The sequence below is a fragment of the Microlunatus speluncae genome (genome assembly GCF_009299835.1).
GTDB classification, from domain to species: Bacteria; Actinomycetota; Actinomycetes; order Propionibacteriales; family Propionibacteriaceae; genus Microlunatus; species Microlunatus speluncae.
Genome location: NZ_VKCZ01000003.1, coordinates 159,429 through 175,173 on the forward strand (window position 1 = coordinate 159,429; position 15,745 = coordinate 175,173).

Annotated in this window: 13 protein-coding genes; 8 read left to right on the forward strand and 5 right to left on the reverse strand. The window is 70.8% G+C overall.

Translation table 11 applies throughout. The annotated features are described in order from the left end of the window. Positions 1 to 50: 50 nt before the first annotated feature. A complete protein-coding gene (locus FNH24_RS04270; protein ID WP_152360908.1) occupies positions 51 to 818 on the forward strand; it encodes an HIT family protein in 768 nt (255 codons plus the stop codon). Here the strand turns inward: FNH24_RS04270 and FNH24_RS04275 are convergent. From FNH24_RS04275 to FNH24_RS04285, 3 genes are all read right to left on the reverse strand, one after another. Continuing rightward, a complete protein-coding gene (locus tag FNH24_RS04275; protein ID WP_246186742.1) occupies positions 803 to 3,238 on the reverse strand; it encodes a Tex family protein in 2,436 nt (811 codons plus the stop codon). The genes FNH24_RS04270 and FNH24_RS04275 overlap by 16 nt on opposite strands. Before the next feature lie 106 nt (positions 3,239 to 3,344). After that, a complete protein-coding gene (locus FNH24_RS04280; RefSeq protein ID WP_152360910.1) occupies positions 3,345 to 4,340 on the reverse strand; it encodes a class I SAM-dependent methyltransferase in 996 nt (331 codons plus the stop codon). 207 nt (positions 4,341 to 4,547) lie between these two features. Next, positions 4,548 to 5,072: a dihydrofolate reductase family protein gene (locus FNH24_RS04285; protein WP_152360911.1), complete on the reverse strand. Its 525-nt coding sequence runs from the start codon at positions 5,070 to 5,072 to the stop codon at positions 4,548 to 4,550. Between the two features lie 140 nt (positions 5,073 to 5,212). Here FNH24_RS04285 and FNH24_RS32410 point away from each other — a divergent pair, with 140 nt between their 5' ends. The 4 genes from FNH24_RS32410 to FNH24_RS04305 all read left to right on the forward strand — a co-directional run bounded on the left by FNH24_RS32410 (position 5,213) and on the right by FNH24_RS04305 (position 10,741). Next, positions 5,213 to 8,032, forward strand: coding sequence for a helix-turn-helix transcriptional regulator (locus tag FNH24_RS32410; protein ID WP_152360912.1), 2,820 nt, complete (start codon positions 5,213 to 5,215; stop codon positions 8,030 to 8,032). A 72-nt stretch (positions 8,033 to 8,104) separates the two neighbouring features. Continuing rightward, positions 8,105 to 9,118 carry an ABC transporter ATP-binding protein gene (locus tag FNH24_RS04295; protein ID WP_152360913.1) on the forward strand — a complete coding sequence of 338 codons (1,014 nt, stop codon included), beginning with the start codon at positions 8,105 to 8,107 and terminating at the stop codon, positions 9,116 to 9,118. Then, positions 9,115 to 9,921, forward strand: a complete 807-nt coding sequence (locus tag FNH24_RS04300) for an ABC transporter permease (RefSeq protein WP_152360914.1) — start codon at positions 9,115 to 9,117, stop codon at positions 9,919 to 9,921. The genes FNH24_RS04295 and FNH24_RS04300 overlap by 4 nt, the downstream gene beginning before the upstream one ends. After that, the gene (locus tag FNH24_RS04305) at positions 9,914 to 10,741 is read left to right on the forward strand and encodes an ABC transporter permease (RefSeq protein ID WP_152360915.1); all 828 of its coding nucleotides are present in this window, start codon (positions 9,914 to 9,916) and stop codon (positions 10,739 to 10,741) included. Before FNH24_RS04300 ends, FNH24_RS04305 begins: the two co-directional genes overlap by 8 nt. Before the next feature lie 27 nt (positions 10,742 to 10,768). Here the strand turns inward: FNH24_RS04305 and FNH24_RS04310 are convergent, their stop codons facing one another. Then, positions 10,769 to 12,241, reverse strand: a complete 1,473-nt coding sequence (locus FNH24_RS04310) for an FAD-dependent monooxygenase (RefSeq protein WP_161605984.1) — start codon at positions 12,239 to 12,241, stop codon at positions 10,769 to 10,771. A gap of 149 nt (positions 12,242 to 12,390) precedes the next feature. Here FNH24_RS04310 and FNH24_RS04315 point away from each other — a divergent pair, with 149 nt between their 5' ends. After that, on the forward strand, positions 12,391 to 13,011 hold the full coding sequence (locus FNH24_RS04315) for a TetR/AcrR family transcriptional regulator (RefSeq protein ID WP_152360917.1): 621 nt from the start codon (positions 12,391 to 12,393) through the stop codon (positions 13,009 to 13,011). Positions 13,012 to 13,014: 3 nt separating this feature from the next. Here the strand turns inward: FNH24_RS04315 and FNH24_RS04320 are convergent, their stop codons facing one another. After that, a complete protein-coding gene (locus FNH24_RS04320) occupies positions 13,015 to 14,175 on the reverse strand; it encodes an AI-2E family transporter (protein ID WP_161605985.1) in 1,161 nt (386 codons plus the stop codon). 118 nt (positions 14,176 to 14,293) lie between these two features. Here FNH24_RS04320 and FNH24_RS04325 point away from each other — a divergent pair, with 118 nt between their 5' ends. Both FNH24_RS04325 and FNH24_RS31345 read left to right on the forward strand, forming a co-directional pair. Then, positions 14,294 to 15,094, forward strand: a complete 801-nt coding sequence (locus tag FNH24_RS04325) for an LLM class F420-dependent oxidoreductase (RefSeq protein WP_152360919.1) — start codon at positions 14,294 to 14,296, stop codon at positions 15,092 to 15,094. 483 nt (positions 15,095 to 15,577) lie between these two features. Then, positions 15,578 to 15,730 (forward strand): hypothetical protein, encoded by a 153-nt coding sequence (locus tag FNH24_RS31345; protein WP_161605986.1) that lies wholly within the window; start codon positions 15,578 to 15,580, stop codon positions 15,728 to 15,730. Positions 15,731 to 15,745 lie beyond the last annotated feature (15 nt).

A 15,745-nucleotide genomic window follows, 5' to 3' on the forward strand; every position in this document is an offset into this window, starting at 1 on the left:
AGATCATCGGGGGACGGGGAAGCTGGCGCATCGTCATACCCGCAACCCGGGTGATCGACGCACACCTCGCCCTCTATCGGCCGGGCCGGCAGGATGCCGTGCTCACGCCCGACGTCGGCCGCGACATGATCGAGGCCTACCGGGCGGCCACCGCGGCGCTGCAGGCCGAGTTCGGGTCGGCCGGGTTCATGATCACCTTCGCGGTGAACTGGCAGCCCGACCACGACGCCATCGGTGAGCCCGACTCGATCGCCGACGCCGGCTGTGCCGTGCACATCTTCGGTCGCCGGGCCGGGGAGATGATCAGCCCGGTGCGCGCGATGACCTTGCAGCGTTCCCGTCGTCGACCGCCGGCCCCCGACCCCAAGCTCGGTGACCGGTTGCGGCCGCTGCTGGCCGACCCGCCGGCGACGGTGATCGTCGAGCCACCACCCGGCGAGCTCTGCGACGGGTGCGCCGGGTCGGTGCTCACCGACCAGGAGCGCTGGCGCGGCGGCGGGGTCCGGGTGATCCGGCCACGCCGGGTGTTGATCGACCCGCACGTGCTGGTGCTGCCGGTCCGGCACGTCGCCAGCCTGCGCGACCTGGAGCCGGACGAGGTGACCTCACTGTCGGCCCGGCTGGTCGAGTCGCTGCGCCAGTTCCGGCTCGGCTCGGGATCGACCGGGCTGAGCGGCTTCGCCAACGACGGCGTGGCCGCGCGGCAGGAGACGCCGCACGTCCACCTGCACGTCTACGGCCGGTCGGTCGGCGAGCCGGTCAACCCCTACCAGCGGCTCGCCGCCTACCTGCCGCCGGGCGCTCAGCGCCCGGTGTAGCCGGCCCGCCGGAACGCGTCGGCCAACGCGCCCTCCGGCGCCTTCGCTTCGGTGCGGCGCTGCTTCGACCGGTCACCGCGACCGCCGGAGCGATCACCACCCGGCCGCTTGCCGCCGGAGCCCTTGCCCCCAGCTCCCTTGCCGTCAGCACCCTTGCCGTCCGAACCCTTGCCGGATCCGGGCCGGCCACCACGCTCGGTGCCGTTGTCCTTGCGGCGCTCGCCCGGCTTGGCTTCATGATCATCGTCCAGCCGCAGGGTGAGCGAGATCCGCTTCCGGGCCAGGTCGACGTCGAGCACCTTCACCTTGACCAGGTCGCCCGACTTCACCACGTCGCGCGGATCGGAGACGAAGTTCTTGGACAGCGCCGACACGTGGGCCAGCCCGTCCTGGTGCACGCCGATGTCGATGAACGCGCCGAAGGCGGCGACGTTGGTCACCTGACCTTCCAAGATCATTCCCGGGCGCAGGTCCGCCAGCTTCTCGACGCCGTCGGCGAAGGTCGCGGTCTGGAACGCCGGTCGCGGATCGCGCCCCGGCTTCTCCAGCTCGGACAGGATGTCGGTCACCGTGGGCAACCCGAACCGGTCGTCGGTGAAGTCCGCCGGCTTGACCGTGCGCAGCGCCGAGGCGTTGCCGATCAGGGTCTTCAGCTCGGTGCCGGTCGCGGACAGGATCCGCCGCACCACCGGATAGGACTCCGGGTGCACGCCGGAGGAGTCCAGCGGATCGTCGCCGCCGGAGATCCGGAGGAACCCCGCCGCCTGCTCGTACGCCTTCGGCCCGAGCCGGGCCACCTTCAGCAACCCCTCCCGGGACCGGAACGGGCCGTTCTGATCACGATGGATCGCGATGTTCTCGGCCAGCCCCGAGGTGATCCCGGAGACCCGGGTCAGCAGCGGCACCGAAGCGGTGTTGAGGTCGACACCGACCGCGTTCACACAGTCCTCGACCACGGCGTCCAGTGACCGGGACAGGGCCAGCTCACCAAGATCATGCTGATACTGACCGACACCGATCGACTTCGGATCGATCTTGACCAGCTCGGCCAGCGGATCCTGCAGCCGGCGGGCGATCGACACCGCGCCGCGCAGGGACACGTCCATGTCCGGCAGCTCCTGCGACGCGAACGCCGACGCCGAATAGACCGACGCCCCGGCCTCGGACACGACCGCCTTGGTCAGCTCCAGCTCCGGGTGCTTCTTGATCAACTCGGCGGCCAGCTTCTCGGTCTCCCGGGAGGCGGTGCCGTTGCCGATCGCGATCAGCTCGACCTGATGCGCCTTGGCCAGCGCGGCCAGGGTCGCGATCGACTGGTCCCACTGCTGTTTCGGCACGTGCGGATAGATCACGTCGGTGGCGACGACCTTGCCGGTCCGGTCCACCACGGCGACCTTGACCCCGGTCCGGAAGCCCGGATCGAGGCCGAGGGTGGCCCGGGTGCCGGCCGGCGCGGCCAGCAGCAGGTCCTTCACGTTGGTGGCGAAGACCCGGACCGCTTCTTCCTCGGCGTGCTGCCGCAGCCGCATCCGCATGTCGATGCCGAGGGTGATCATGATCTTGGTCCGCCAGGACCAGCGGACCACCCCGATCAACCAGCTGTCGGCCGCCCGGCCTTGATCAGAAACGCCGAACCGGCGCGCGATGATGCCCTCGTAACGGCTCGGTCCTTGATCATCGGGTTTCTCGTCGGCCGCCACGCTGACGATCAGCGCGTCCTCGGCCTCGCCGCGATAGAGGGCGAGGATCCGGTGCGACGGCAGCGTGGTGAACGACTCGGCGAAGTCGAAGTAGTCGGAGAACTTCGCGCCCGACGTCTCCTTGCCCTCGCGGACGGCGGAGATCAGCCGCCCGTTCCGCCAGAACAGTTCTCGCAACTCACCGATCAGGTCGCCGTCGTCGGCGAACCGCTCGACCAGGATCGCCCTGGCCCCGTCCAGCGCCGCCTTGGTGTCGGCCACCTCCTTGGCCTGATCCACGTACGCCTCGGCGGTCGCGACCGGGTCGAGGGTCGGGTCGTTGATCAACGCGTCAGCCAGCGGCTCCAGCCCGGCCTCGCGGGCGATCATGGCCTTGGTCCGCCGCTTCTGCTTGTACGGCAGGTAGAGATCCTCCAGCCGCGCCTTGGTGTCGGCGGCCAGGATCCGGGCCCGCAGCTCGTCGTCCAGCTTGCCCTGCGCCTCGATCGACTCCAGGATCGTCTGTCGCCGCTCGTCCAGCTCGCGCAGATAGCGCAGCCGCTCCTCCAGGGTGCGCAGCTGGGCGTCATCCAGCCCGCCGGTGACCTCCTTGCGATACCGGGCGATGAACGGCACCGTCGACCCCTCGTCGAGCAACGCCACCGCCGCCCGCACCTGGCCCACCGCGACCCCGAGCTCCTCGGCGATCCGCTCCTCGATCGACACAACCGAACCCTGCACCCTCAGCCCCTCACTGTCCCTGCCCGGAAATCCGAAGCGACCCTAGCTGACCAGCCGCAACCGGGCAGGCTCAGGACACATCACGGGACTGACAGTGCGGCCCGGATCAGCTATCGGCCCAGGCCACGTGGCCGTGGGCGCCGGCGACGGTGAAGCCGGAGTGTTCCAGTAGGGCGGCTGCGGTGCCGTAGGGGCCGGACTCGGCCATGGTGACGATCAGCCGGCCGCCGGCGACCAGGACCTGGTCGCGGAGGTGGGCGAGCAGCTCCGCGCGCCGCTCCAGCAGGACGGCATCGGGGCGCACCTGCAGGGCGTCGAAGCGGAGTCCGTCCGGCGGGGCCCAGGTCTGCATGTTGCCGACCCAGAGCCGGTCGGCCCAGCGCGGCAGCCGCTGTCGTGCCAGCGCGACGAGCTCGGGCCCGAGCTCCATCCCGTACGGGTCGACGGTGAGCCCGCGCTCCGCGCACCAGGCCTGCACACACTCCATCAGGTAGCCGTTGGCGCAGCCGACGTCGAGAAAGGTGCCGCTGCGCTCGATCGCCGCGGCGACCGGTCGCCGGCTGCGCTCCCAGTCCTCGTAGGTGCCGCTGTTGCCGGACTGTCCCCAGGGTGTCTCGGCCCGCAGGTAGGCCGCCTGCCAGCGCAGATTGTCGGCGGCGGCGTGCTCGTCGGTCCGGGCCCGCCGCGCCTCGGCGGCATCGACGACGAAGCGGGCAGCGGCGGCGTCGCCCGATGCCGCCAGCCGAGCGGCCAACCGGTCCGCCGGGAGTCGCTCCAGCGGGACCTCGCGGTCGGTCCAGCCGCCACCGTCCGGTCCGCCGGTGGCGAAGCCGTACACCTGCAGCCCGGTGCCCGGATCCGCCGGACCGAGCTCGGCGACGGCGACCGTACGCATTCCCTGGATCCGGAACCCGTGGGTCTGCAGCGCCACCCGCCGCGCCGTGTCGAGCAGCCAGTGCTCACCGGCCGCGACCTCGCCGGTGCTGAGGACCGGCCCACCGTCGGCGGCGACGACACAGTCGCCCTCGGGCAGGGTCAGCAACAGCGTGAGTCCTCGTACGGTCGTCGGATCCGGGTCGCTGGTCACCAAGCGATAAGTCACCCTTGATCGTTGCAGCCCCGGGTCCCGTGATGCGGCCTCGCGGCGTGCCGCCGGCCAGGGCCCGCGTGTCGGGTGCCTCAAGGACCGGGCGCAGCGCCGCGAAGAAGCGCCGGATGTCCTTGATCAAGAACTCGGGGACCTGGTGCGCGGCGTCATGGCCGGCGACGTCGTACTCGTTCCAGGGGATGATCTTGGTGCGTTCGGACTCTACGGGGTGTACGTGTGCTCGACGGAGCCGTCGGGAAAGGTCCTGGTGGAGATCAACTGGAGCGGCTTGGCGGCGCTCTTCTCCGGAGTCAGCCGCAGCCCGTCGCCGAGAAGGACCGGCATCACCACCAGGCCGAATTCGTCCACCGCGCCGAGCTCGCGGAAGGCCTGGATCGTCTGCTGACCGCCGACCAGATGGACATCGCCCTCGAAGTCGGCGTTCCGCATCAGCTCCAGCAGCGCCGCCGGATCGCCGGAGCTCACGACATGGTCCGGCGTGCCTTCCGGCAGGGGCTGACTGGTCAGCACGAAGACCTTCAGGTTGGGCCAGGGCCAGTGCGACGATCCGACGGCCGGCAGAAACGTCGACCGGCCCATCAGCACCGCGCCGCAGGTCGCGATGAACTCCGGCGCCCCGTGCGAGATCCCGCTCTCGAAGTCGGGCGCGGTCAGGATGGTCGGCAGCCCTTCGGGGGTGGTGATGTAGCCGTCAAGACTGACGGAGATGTGGGTCCGGATCTTCATGCTGATTCCTCCTCGGTGGGTGTGTCCTCAGCCTGGCCGGTCGGCCGGCCCGCGGCATTGGTCAGTTGACCTAGATCTGGTCCACCGGGTGTTCAGATTGGTGCCCGCCGGGGGCTCGTCGGCGTGCCATCATCGGTGCGGTGATCAGTCGGCTGATGAGCCCCACGCTGGTGGGTCGCGACCGGGAGCGATCCGCCCTGCTGGCCGCCTGGGACGACACCAGATCCGCTGCCGGGGTCGTCCTGGTCGGCGGCGAGGCGGGACTGGGCAAGACGCGACTGGTGCGCGACTTCACGAGCGGGCTCGGCGCCTCCGCCCGGGTGATCGAGGGCGGCTGCACCGACCTGGGCCCGGACGGGCTGCCGTTCGGGGCGTTCGTGACGGCCCTGCGGCGGCTGATCCGAGCCCTCGGCGGGCCGGCGATCGCGGCGATGGTTCCGGGCGGCGGCCGGCGCGGGCTCGCCCGGCTGTTGCCGGAGCTCGGTGCCGACGACGCCGATCCGGACCGCGAGCTGGGCCGGGCCAGGCTCTTCGAAGAGGTGCTGCTGCTCCTCGAAGGCAGCGCCGAACGACAACCGGTCGTCCTCGTTCTGGAGGATCTGCACTGGGCCGACCGATCAACCGGTGACCTGCTCGATTTCCTGGCCCGAAACCTCAGCCGGCCCGGCGTCCTGGTGCTCGGCACCTTCCGCCCGGACGAGATCGATGCCGCCCATCCGCTGCGACCGGTGCTGACCCGGACCGAGGGCGTACGACAGCTGGCGCTGACCGGGCTGACCAGGGACGAGGTCGCCGAACAGGTCGCCGCGCTGCAGCCGGGATCGGCAGCCGCGGACCGGATCTTCCAGCGCAGCGAGGGAAACCCGCTGTTCGTCGAGGCCTTGGTGGCCGGGGGCGACGAGACGGCCGGGTCGTTGCGCGACCTGCTGCTCGCCGATGTGGAACGGCTGCCGGAGCCGAGCCGCCGGATCGTGCGAGCGGCCGCGGTCGCCGCCGCCCCGGTGCACCACCGGCTGCTGGCCGGCCTGGTCGAGCTGGACGACCTGGCCGTCGAAGCCGCGCTGCGGCCGCTGCTCCGGGGGCGCTGGCTCGAGGTGGTCGACGACGGGTACGCGTTCCGGCGCGACCTGATCCGCGAGGCGGTCCAGGACGCCCTGCTGCCGAGCGAGCGGGCCCGGCTGAACCGGCGCTGCGCCGAGGCGGTGAGCGCCGACCCGCGCCTGGTCGCCGGGGAGCGGGCCCAGGCCGAGCTCGCGCGCTACTGGTTCGCGGCCGGTGAGCTCGGCCGGGCCGCCGCAGCCGCCTGGCAGGCAGCCGACAGCGCCCGGCACGCGTTCGCGTACGCGGAGGAGTACCGGATGCGCGATCGGCTGCTGCAGCTCTGGGACCATCGCCCCGACTCGCTCCCGGCCGACCGATCCGAGGTGCAGCGGTTGGCGATCGAGGCGGCCCTGAACGCCGGTGAGTTGGCGGCCGGCTTCGACCTGGCGACCGCAGCCCTGGCCGACGACACGGGTCAGGCCGACACCGCGGCCCAGGGCGACGACGAGTGCGCCGCCCACCTGCTGCTGCTCCGGGCCGAGCTGGGCGACCGAACCGGCCGAGACCAGTTGCCGGATCTGCTGGCCGCGCGCGACCGGTTGCCGGCAACTCCGAGCATCGCCCGCGGCCGGGTCCTCGCTGCCCTGGCCACGGCGCAGCGCCACCGCCGCCGGCTGACCGCGGCGTCGGAGTCGGCCACCGAGGCGTTGACGATCGGCGAGGCCACTGGCGAGCCCGCGGTTCAGGCCGCTGCCCTGACCACCTTGGCAGCGCTGGCCGCCCTGGCCGGTGAGCTGCCGAAAGCCGTCGAGCTCTTCGACCGGGCCGGCCGGGCGGCCGAGGCCGCGCGGGCCGACGACCTGCGGTTGCTGGTCACCGTCACCGAGTCGGACGCGCTGGAGGCGGCCGGTGAACACGAGCGCGCCGAGCAGGTCGCCCGGGACGGCATCACGGTGGCCCGCGAGCTCGGCCTGGCCCGGACCCGCGGCACCCTGCTGGCCCCCAACCTCGCCGAGTCGCTGCTCTCGCTCGGCCGCTACCCCGAGTCGACCGAGGTGTACCGGGAGGCCATGGCGCTGAATCCGCCGCCGCTCTACCAGGCCTATCTGCAGGTCATCCAGGCGACCGTCGAGCTCCGTCGCGGCGAGTTCGAGGCGGCCGAGAGCGGGGCCCGGCAGGCCCGCGCCACCCTGCACGAGCAGACCCGAGGCGTCGAGTCCTGCCTCGAACCGGATCTGCTGGACTGCCGCCTCGCCGAGGTCCGGGGCGAGGTGCCGGCGGTCGAGCTGATCTTGCGGCACGTCCTCGATGATCATGATCTGCGGGAGAGCCCACGCTACGGGTGGCCGCTGATCCTGATCGGGGTCCGCGCCCTCGCCGACGGCCCGCTGCTGCAACGGCTCCGATCCGTCCCGTTGCCTTCGGTCGGCCGGCTGCAAACGGCTCACCGGCTCAGCGTCGAGGCCGAAACGGATCCCGACGGTTGGCCGGCTGCGATCGAGGCCTGGCGACAGGTCGGTCAGCCGTATGCGCTGGCCGAGACCCTGCTCCGCGCCGCCGGCTCGGCGCTGACCCGACAGGACCGACCGGCGGCGACCGGATCGCTGACGGAGGCGGCGGCGATCGCCGGTGAACTCGGCGCGACGCCGCTCCGCGAGCGCGCCCTCGGCCTCTCCCGGCGCGGCCGACTGGGCCTGGACGACGATCGCAAGCGAGCCAGCCCGGCTGGGCTCACGCCGCGCGAGCTCGAGGTGCTGGAACTGGTCGCGGCCGGTCACAGCAACCGCCAGATCGGGGAGCGGCTCTTCATCTCGACCAAGACCGCCGGGGTCCATGTCTCCAACATCCTGGGCAAACTGGCGGTCACCACTCGACTCGAAGCTGCTGCCTGGGCCCATCGGCTCGGCCTCTTCGACTGATCGGCTGCGGGCCTTCGGCGCCCGGCGGAAAATAGCGTTGCTCCGAGGGGTCCGGTTTGACACTGTGAGTCGGTGGCGTCCGCCGAGGGTCCGCTGGTCCGGGTCGAGGGACTGGTCAAGGAGTTCCGCCGCGTCAAGCGGGTGCCGGGCCGATTCAGCGCGATCCGCACGTTCCTGGGGCGCGATCACGACGTGATCCGAGCCGTGAACGACGTGTCGTTCGGCATCGAGAGCGGGGAGCTGATCGGCTTCCTCGGCCCGAACGGGGCCGGCAAGTCGACCACGATCAAGATGCTGACCGGCATCCTCACCCCCACCGCCGGTGCGGTATCGGTCGCCGGCCGCGACCCGTCGCGGGAGCGGAAGGCCAACGCGGCCACCATCGGCGTCGTGTTCGGCCAGCGCAGTCAGCTGTGGTGGGACCTGCCACTGCGCGAATCGTTCCGCGCGGTCCGCGACCTGTACGGCGTGCCGCCGGCCGACGGTGATCATCGACAGGCCGAGCTGGTCGAGTTGCTGGAGATGAAGGAGTTCCTCGACGCCCCGGTGCGGCAGCTCTCGCTCGGCCAGCGGATGCGCGGTGATCTTGCTGCCGCGATGCTCTACCAGCCACGGCTGCTGTTCCTGGACGAGCCGACGGTCGGGCTCGATGTCGTCGCCAAACAACGGATCCGCGAGTTCGTCGCGCACGCCAACATCGCACGCGGCACCACCGTCCTGCTGACCACTCATGATCTTGAGGACGTCGAGCGACTGTGCCGCCGGATCGTACTGATCGATCACGGCCGGGTGCTCTACGACGGCGGCCTGGCCGAGCTGATGGCCCGCTACGCGCCGTACCGCGAGCTCGTGGTCACGCTGGCCGAGCCGTCCGACGTCACCGTGGCCGAGGCGGAGCAGGTGGCGCGGGACGGCCCGGTGGTCCGGCTGCGGTTCCGATCGGACCGGGTCCGAGCGGCTCCGCAGGTGATCGCGGCGGTGACCGCGGCCCATGACGTGGTGGACCTGTCGGTCGTCGAACCGCGGCTCGAGGCCGTGATCGCGCGGATCTACATCGAGCGGGGTCTGCCGGAAGGGCCGGAATGACCGCACCCGGTACGGTTCGCGCGGTGCTCAGCCAGGTCCGGATCGGCTGTCTGACACCCTGGGCGTATCGCGGGTCGATGCTGGTGTCGCTGGTCGTCGTGGCGATCCAAGTGGTGCTGTACGCCGTCGTCTGGCGAGCGATCTATGCCGGCCGCACCGACCCGGTCGCCGGGGCCGACGTCCGGACCGCCGTGGGTTACGCCGTGCTCGGCATCACCGTGGCCTCGGTGCTCGATGTCTGGCCCGGGCAGTCGATCCAGGCCCGGGTCCGGGACGGCCTGATCGGCATCGACCTGACCCGCCCGATCGGCCTGCTGACCCAGAACCTCGCCGTCCAGGCCGGCTACGTGATTGCCGCGCTGCCCACCGTCGCGGTCGGCCTCGGCGCCGGCCTGCTGATCGGCGGCCTGGCCGCGCCGGCCGATCCCGCCGCCGCGCTGGGGTTCGCGGTCAGCCTGGTGCTGGCGTTCGGCGTCTCCCAGTTGATCACGCTGTTGATGGGGCTGACCTCGTTCTGGACGCTCGAGGTCGGCGGCATCCAGATGGCGTTCGCGGTCGTTCGCACCTTCCTCTCCGGCTCGGTGCTGCCGCTGTGGTTCATGCCGGGCTGGCTGCAGACGATTGCCGCCGTGCTGCCGTTCCAGGCCGCGACCTACACCCCGGTCGCGATCTACTTCGGCCGGCCGCCGGGCGGGCTCGGGATCGCGCTCGCCGTGCAGGCGCTGTGGTTGGTCGTGCTCGGCGTTCTGGCCGCCTGGGTCTGGTCCCGGGCCCGGCACCGGGTGGTGGTGCAGGGTGGATGATCTTGCTGCCCCGCGACCGCCGTCCACCCTGCGGCAGTACGCGGTGCTGCTGCGGATCGGGCTGACCTCGGCGCTGCAGTATCGGGCCGACTTCGTCCTGACCTCGATCGGCGCGATCTTCTACGAGGCGGTATCGCTGGCCTTCGTCGGGGTGATCATCTTCGCCTTCGGCGGCATCGGCGGCTGGGGCCTGGTCGAGGTGGCCTTCGTGTACGGGATCCGGGCGATGGGCCATGCCCTGCACGGATTCCTGTCCGGCCAGCTCTGGGCCACCGACACCGTGGTCCGCGAGGGCGAGTTCGACCGCTATCTGCTCCGGCCGGTCAATCCGCTGGTCCAGTTGCTGTCCCGGCGGTTCACGGTGACCGCGTTCGGTGATCTGGTGTTCGGGTTGGTCGTGCTGGTGATCACCGCGGTGGCCGCGCCGGTGGCCTGGACGCCCGGCCTGATCACATACCTGATCATCGCGGTGATCGGCAGCGCGTTCCTGGAGTCGGCGGTGATGCTGGTGATCGCCTCGCTGTCGTTCCGGCTGCTGGTCAGCGGTCCGCTGCTGCGGGTGGCCGACCAGGTGTTCGTCACCTTCGGCCCGTACCCACTGAGCGTCTTCCCGCGGGCCGTGGCCTATCTGCTGACCTTCCTGCTGCCGCTGGCCTACGCGGCGTTCTTCCCGGCGGCGATCCTGCTCGGCCGGACCGACGAACTGTTCGTGCCGATCTGGCTGGCGGCGGCGTCACCGGCGGTCGGTCTGATCCTCTACGTGCTGGCCGTGATCTTCTTCCACCGGCAACTGCGGCACTACTCCAGCCCGGGCCACTGATGGGCCCGGTGCCGGAGTCGATCATGGCTACACCAGGACGGCCCGGGCGTCGGCCAGCGGAGCGCCGCGACCGGCGAAGGTGATCACCAGCGCTCGCAGCACTGCCGCGGGCTCGGCCGTGCCGGGATCGATGCGGCCGATGATCTTGCCGTCGGGCCGGACCACCAGAGCCTCCCCGGGTGCGAGCCCGAGGGCCGTTGCGGTGCCGCGATCCAGGACCCGGGCGGTGATCGGCAACGGACCGACCGGTCCGGAGCCGAGCCACTCGGCGGCCGGGTCCGCGGCGAGCACCGTGAGCCCGGGCCCGAGCAGATCGAGCGTGGAGACGGCCGGCTCGCCGCTCACCCAGGCGTGCGGGATCCGCCCGCCCAGATCGGCGGCCAACGCCTCCTCGAGCGTGCCGGAGCTGTCCCGCTGCGCCGACCGGGCGGCGTTGCGCGCGCCGACCGGCCGGCGTTCGGCCTGGTAGCTGTCCAGCAACTCGGGGCCGGCCCAGCCGGACAGCACCCAGGCCAGCTTCCAGCCGAGGTCGTAGCCGTCGTGGATGGCGGTGTTCATGCCGGTGCCGCCGCGCGGGGTGATCCGGTGGGCCGCGTCGCCGACCACGAAACCGCGGCCGACGCGATAGCGGTCGGCGACCTGGGCGGCGAAGGTGAACCGTCCGGTGCGCTCGATCCGCGGCTCGAGGTCCGGCACCCCGGTCGCGATCCGGATCAGCCGGGTCAGCTGCTCGTCGGTCTCCGCCGCCGGTTCGCCGGGCCGGGTCTCCCGGCCGTAGACCCAGCGATCGCCCTGCCCGCTGGGCACCAGCACGCCGCCCGCCTCCGGGTTCATGATCACGTACATGGCGTACCGGCGGTCGCCCACGAGATCCCACAGCGGTGCTCGGAACTGGGTCGCGGAGTGGACGACCAGGTTGTCCGGCCCCTCCAGCGTGATGCCGAGCAAGGACCGGACGGTGCTCGCGGCGCCATCGGCCCCGATCAGATAGCCGGCCCGCAGGGTCCGGGTCGTCGAGGTCGCCACGTCCCGGAGCTGGACCGTGACTCCGTCGCCGTCCTGCGTCAGGTCGGTCAGCTCGACGCCGAACTCGACCCGGGCCTGCGGGAATTCGCGCAGTCGCGCGACCAGGATCCGCTCGAGATCATCCTGGGGGGCGAACGCCGGACCGGTCGGGCTCACCGCCGCCGCCTCGGCGGCCGTGGGGAAGCCCTCCTGCAACTCCTGGCCCGGCATCGCTCCGAACGAGGCGGCGATCCAACCGCGGGCGACCACGTCCATCGCCACCCGGCGCACCTGCGGCTCGAGACCCCAGGACCTCAGGATCTCCATCGTGCGGGTGCTGATCGCCGTCGCACGCGGCAGGGCCAGGGTGTCCGGCCGACGCTCGACCAGCGTCACCTCGATCCCCGCCCGGGCCAGCTCGATCGCCGCCACCAGGCCGGCCGGCCCGGCGCCGCAGATGACCACCGGCACGCCGGAACTCTCACGTTCAGTCATCGATTCCTCCTTGTGCTCCGTCCGGCTCGACCGGCCGGACGTCCTGTCTAATCGGACACTATGTAGTCTAATCGGACACTGTGTAGTGTCATCGGACATAGTGTCCGATGACTGGACGCGATGTCAACTGATCAATAGGATCTGCCGCCATGAGCCAGTCGCAGGACAAGCTGAGGACCCGGGCCGCCGCGGCCGAGTTGACCAAGCAACGGATCATCGTGGCGATGTACGAGAGGCTCCGTGCGGCACCGGCTGCCAAGATCAGCATCGATCAGGTCGCCCGCGACGCGGGCGTGGCGCGGTCGACCATCTATCTGGTGTTCGAGTCCCGGGCCGGCCTGTTCGACGCGCTGGCCCGGCACGTCTTCCAGCGCGCGGGGTTCCTGGAGATCGGCGAGGCCGTACACCATCCGGACGCGCGCGAGCACCTGCGCGGATCGTTCCGGGCCAGCTCGGCCGCCTATGCTGCCGAGCGCGACATCCTCCGGGCGCTCTACTCGAGCGCGCACCTCGATCCCGAGGCCTTCGCCGGGGCCGCCGGGCGGCTCGAGGAGGGCCGGCTCGGCGGCATGCGCTATCTGGCCAAGCGGCTCGACGAGCAGGGCCAACTCCGGCCGGGCCTGACCCGCCGGGCGGCCACCGATCAGCTCTTCGTCTTCACCAGCTTCGACTGCTTCGACCTGCTGCACACCGGTCGCGGTCTGTCACCGGCCAAGATCGCCGAGGCGCTCGCCGCCATGGCCGAGCGCGCCGTGTGCACGATCGACTGATGCCTAGGACCGGGCCGGTTTGATCTTCCGCCGCAGCCCGAACACCGGGCGGTCGGCATCCGGTTCGTCCGGGGTGGCACTGATCAGCGCCCCGAACCATCGGGTCCGGTCGGACTGGTCGATCAGGATCGCCTTGACGAACAGCGTCGCCGGCACCGCCAGCAGCGCGCCGAGGCCGCCGAGGATGAAGGACCAGAAGATCAACGACAGGAAGGCGACCGTCGGGGTGATGCCGACGGCGTCACCGGTGAACTTCGGCTGGATCAGCGTCTGGATCACGAAGTTGATCACGCAGAACGCGATGATCACCGCGAGCATGTCCCGGAGTCCGTTGTCGCCGCCGCTGAGCAGGGCGAGCAGGGCCGGCGGAATCATGCCGACGATGAACCCGACGTTGGGGATGTAGTTGGTGACGAAGGCGAACACGCCCCAGGTGACAGCCAGCGGCACGCCGATGATCGACAACGCGATCACGTCGAAGACGGACACGATGAAGCCGAACAGCGACGTCACGATCCAATACTTGCGGACGTTGCGGGCGAAGGTCTGCAGCGCCTCGGCGACCCGGGGCCGGGCTTTCTTGATCATCTCCATCCGCGGGGCGATCCCCGACGCGTCGAAGGCGAGGAAGACCACCACGGTGACCATCAGGGCGCCGAGCGACAGCCAGTTGGTGATGCCGCTGAGCAGCGACTGGGCCACCCCGGTCAGCGAGCTGGGATCGAAGCTGTCCAGGAAGGACTGGAACTGCTCGGTGCCGACGCCGAAGCCGGCCAGCGTGTCCAGCACGATGTTGTAGAGGCGGATGAACGCCTCACCGTACTTGGGCAAGGTGGTGGCCAGCTGGGTGATCGACAGGGCGATCGAGCCGAGGATGACGATCAGGATGCCGTAGATCGTGAACAGGGCGATCGTGCTGGCCAGCCAGGCCGGCACGCCGTGCTTGCGCAGCCAGACCCGGAACGGATGCACGGTGATCACCAGGGTCAGCACCAGGAAGACCGGGCCGATGATGTTGGAGATCTCCCTGATGCCCATCGCCGCGATCACGCCACCCGCGGCCACCAGCACACCCCACAGCGGCGGCGCCCAGTTGGCGTCGATCCGGCCCGGCTCCGGCCGTCCGCGACCTCGGCTGCGGCGTAGTGATTGTGGTCCCGGCATGGCTCCCTCCCGGCCTGCGTGACATGGCGCTGCGAGTGTAGTTGTCGCCCGAGTCCCGCGTACGAACGAATGGGACGCGGAGACCTGGGTCGGATCAACCCCTCCTAGGGTGAGACCCATGACTGATGCCCCGTACGCGAATCGTCCGTTCCGGGTCGGTGTCCAGCTGCAGCCGCAGCACGCCGACTACGCCCAGCTGCGTGAGGCCGCCGCGGCCGCCGAGGAGGCCGGCGTCGACGTGATCTTCAACTGGGACCACTTCTTCCCGTTGTCCGGCGAGCCGGACGGTCTGCACTACGAGTGCTGGACCATGCTCGGCGCCTGGGCCGAGCAGACCAGCCGGGTCGAGCTCGGCGCGCTGGTCAGCTGCAATTCGTACCGCAACCCCGAGCTGTTGGCCGACATGGCGCGGACCGTCGATCACATCAGCGGCGGTCGGCTGATCCTCGGCATCGGCGCCGGCTGGTTCGAGCGCGACTACGACGAGTACGGCTACGAGTTCGGCACCGCCGGCCACCGGCTCGCCGACCTGGAGCAGGCGCTGCCCCGGATCAAGTCCCGCTGGTCGAAGCTCAATCCGGCGCCGACCCGCGACATCCCGGTGCTGATCGGCGGTGGCGGCGAGAAGAAGACGCTGCGCTACACGGCCGAGCACGCGACCATCTGGCACGGCTTCGGCGACGCCGAGACGCTCAAGCACAAGAACGGGGTGCTGGACGACTGGTGCGCCAAGATCGGCCGGGATCCGGGTGAGATCGAGCGTTCCGCCGGGGCCAACGGCAGCCCGGACGATCAGGGCCAGGCGCTGGCCGACGTCGGCGTCCGGCTGATCACCGTCACCACCGACGGCCGGGTCGACTACGACCTGACCCGGGTGCGCGAATGGGTCGCGTTCCGGGATGAGTTCAACGCCAAGTAGTCCGTGCTCCCGACAGCCGGAGGGGATGCGGGCGGGCGCATCCCCGGCGGTTCACGGAGCGGACGGAGGATTCGAGCGCGGTCGTCCGCCTCTGCTTTAATCGGAGAAGTCAGGAAAACCGAAGGGCCGGTGGGTACGAAACCCACCGGCCCTGCGCATTCGTCGACCCCCCTGAGTGCCGGCGAATTGGTCTGTGGCCGATGCCCCTCCCCAGGCTGAGCATCGAGTCCAACTGCCCCCCAACGAGATGAAGCATGCCTGGCCAGCCTCTGCGGGTGCGCCAGGATCCCTCAAGACCGACTCAAGGTCTGCGCAAAACTGGCGGTTGAGCCTCTGCTGAGCTGCCCGATAGTGCCGCCGCACCCCGGCCTGACCCCTATCACCGGGGTCCGATTCGGAGCACGACCAGCGCCGTCATCGGGCCGGCCAGACTGCCGACCGGCGACCGATGGCGGATTCGGTGCACCGAGCGATCCTTGATTCATGGATGCGACACAGATTCTCATTACGGTGCTGGCGGTCATCGGCATCGTCATCGTCGGCGTGCTGGCAATCGTGCCCACCATGTTCGACATGTCGGCCCGGTCGGGCCGGGCGAAGGCGCACAGCCGAAGCCACGTCGACCTGGCTGCCTGACCGCGACCCCTTGTC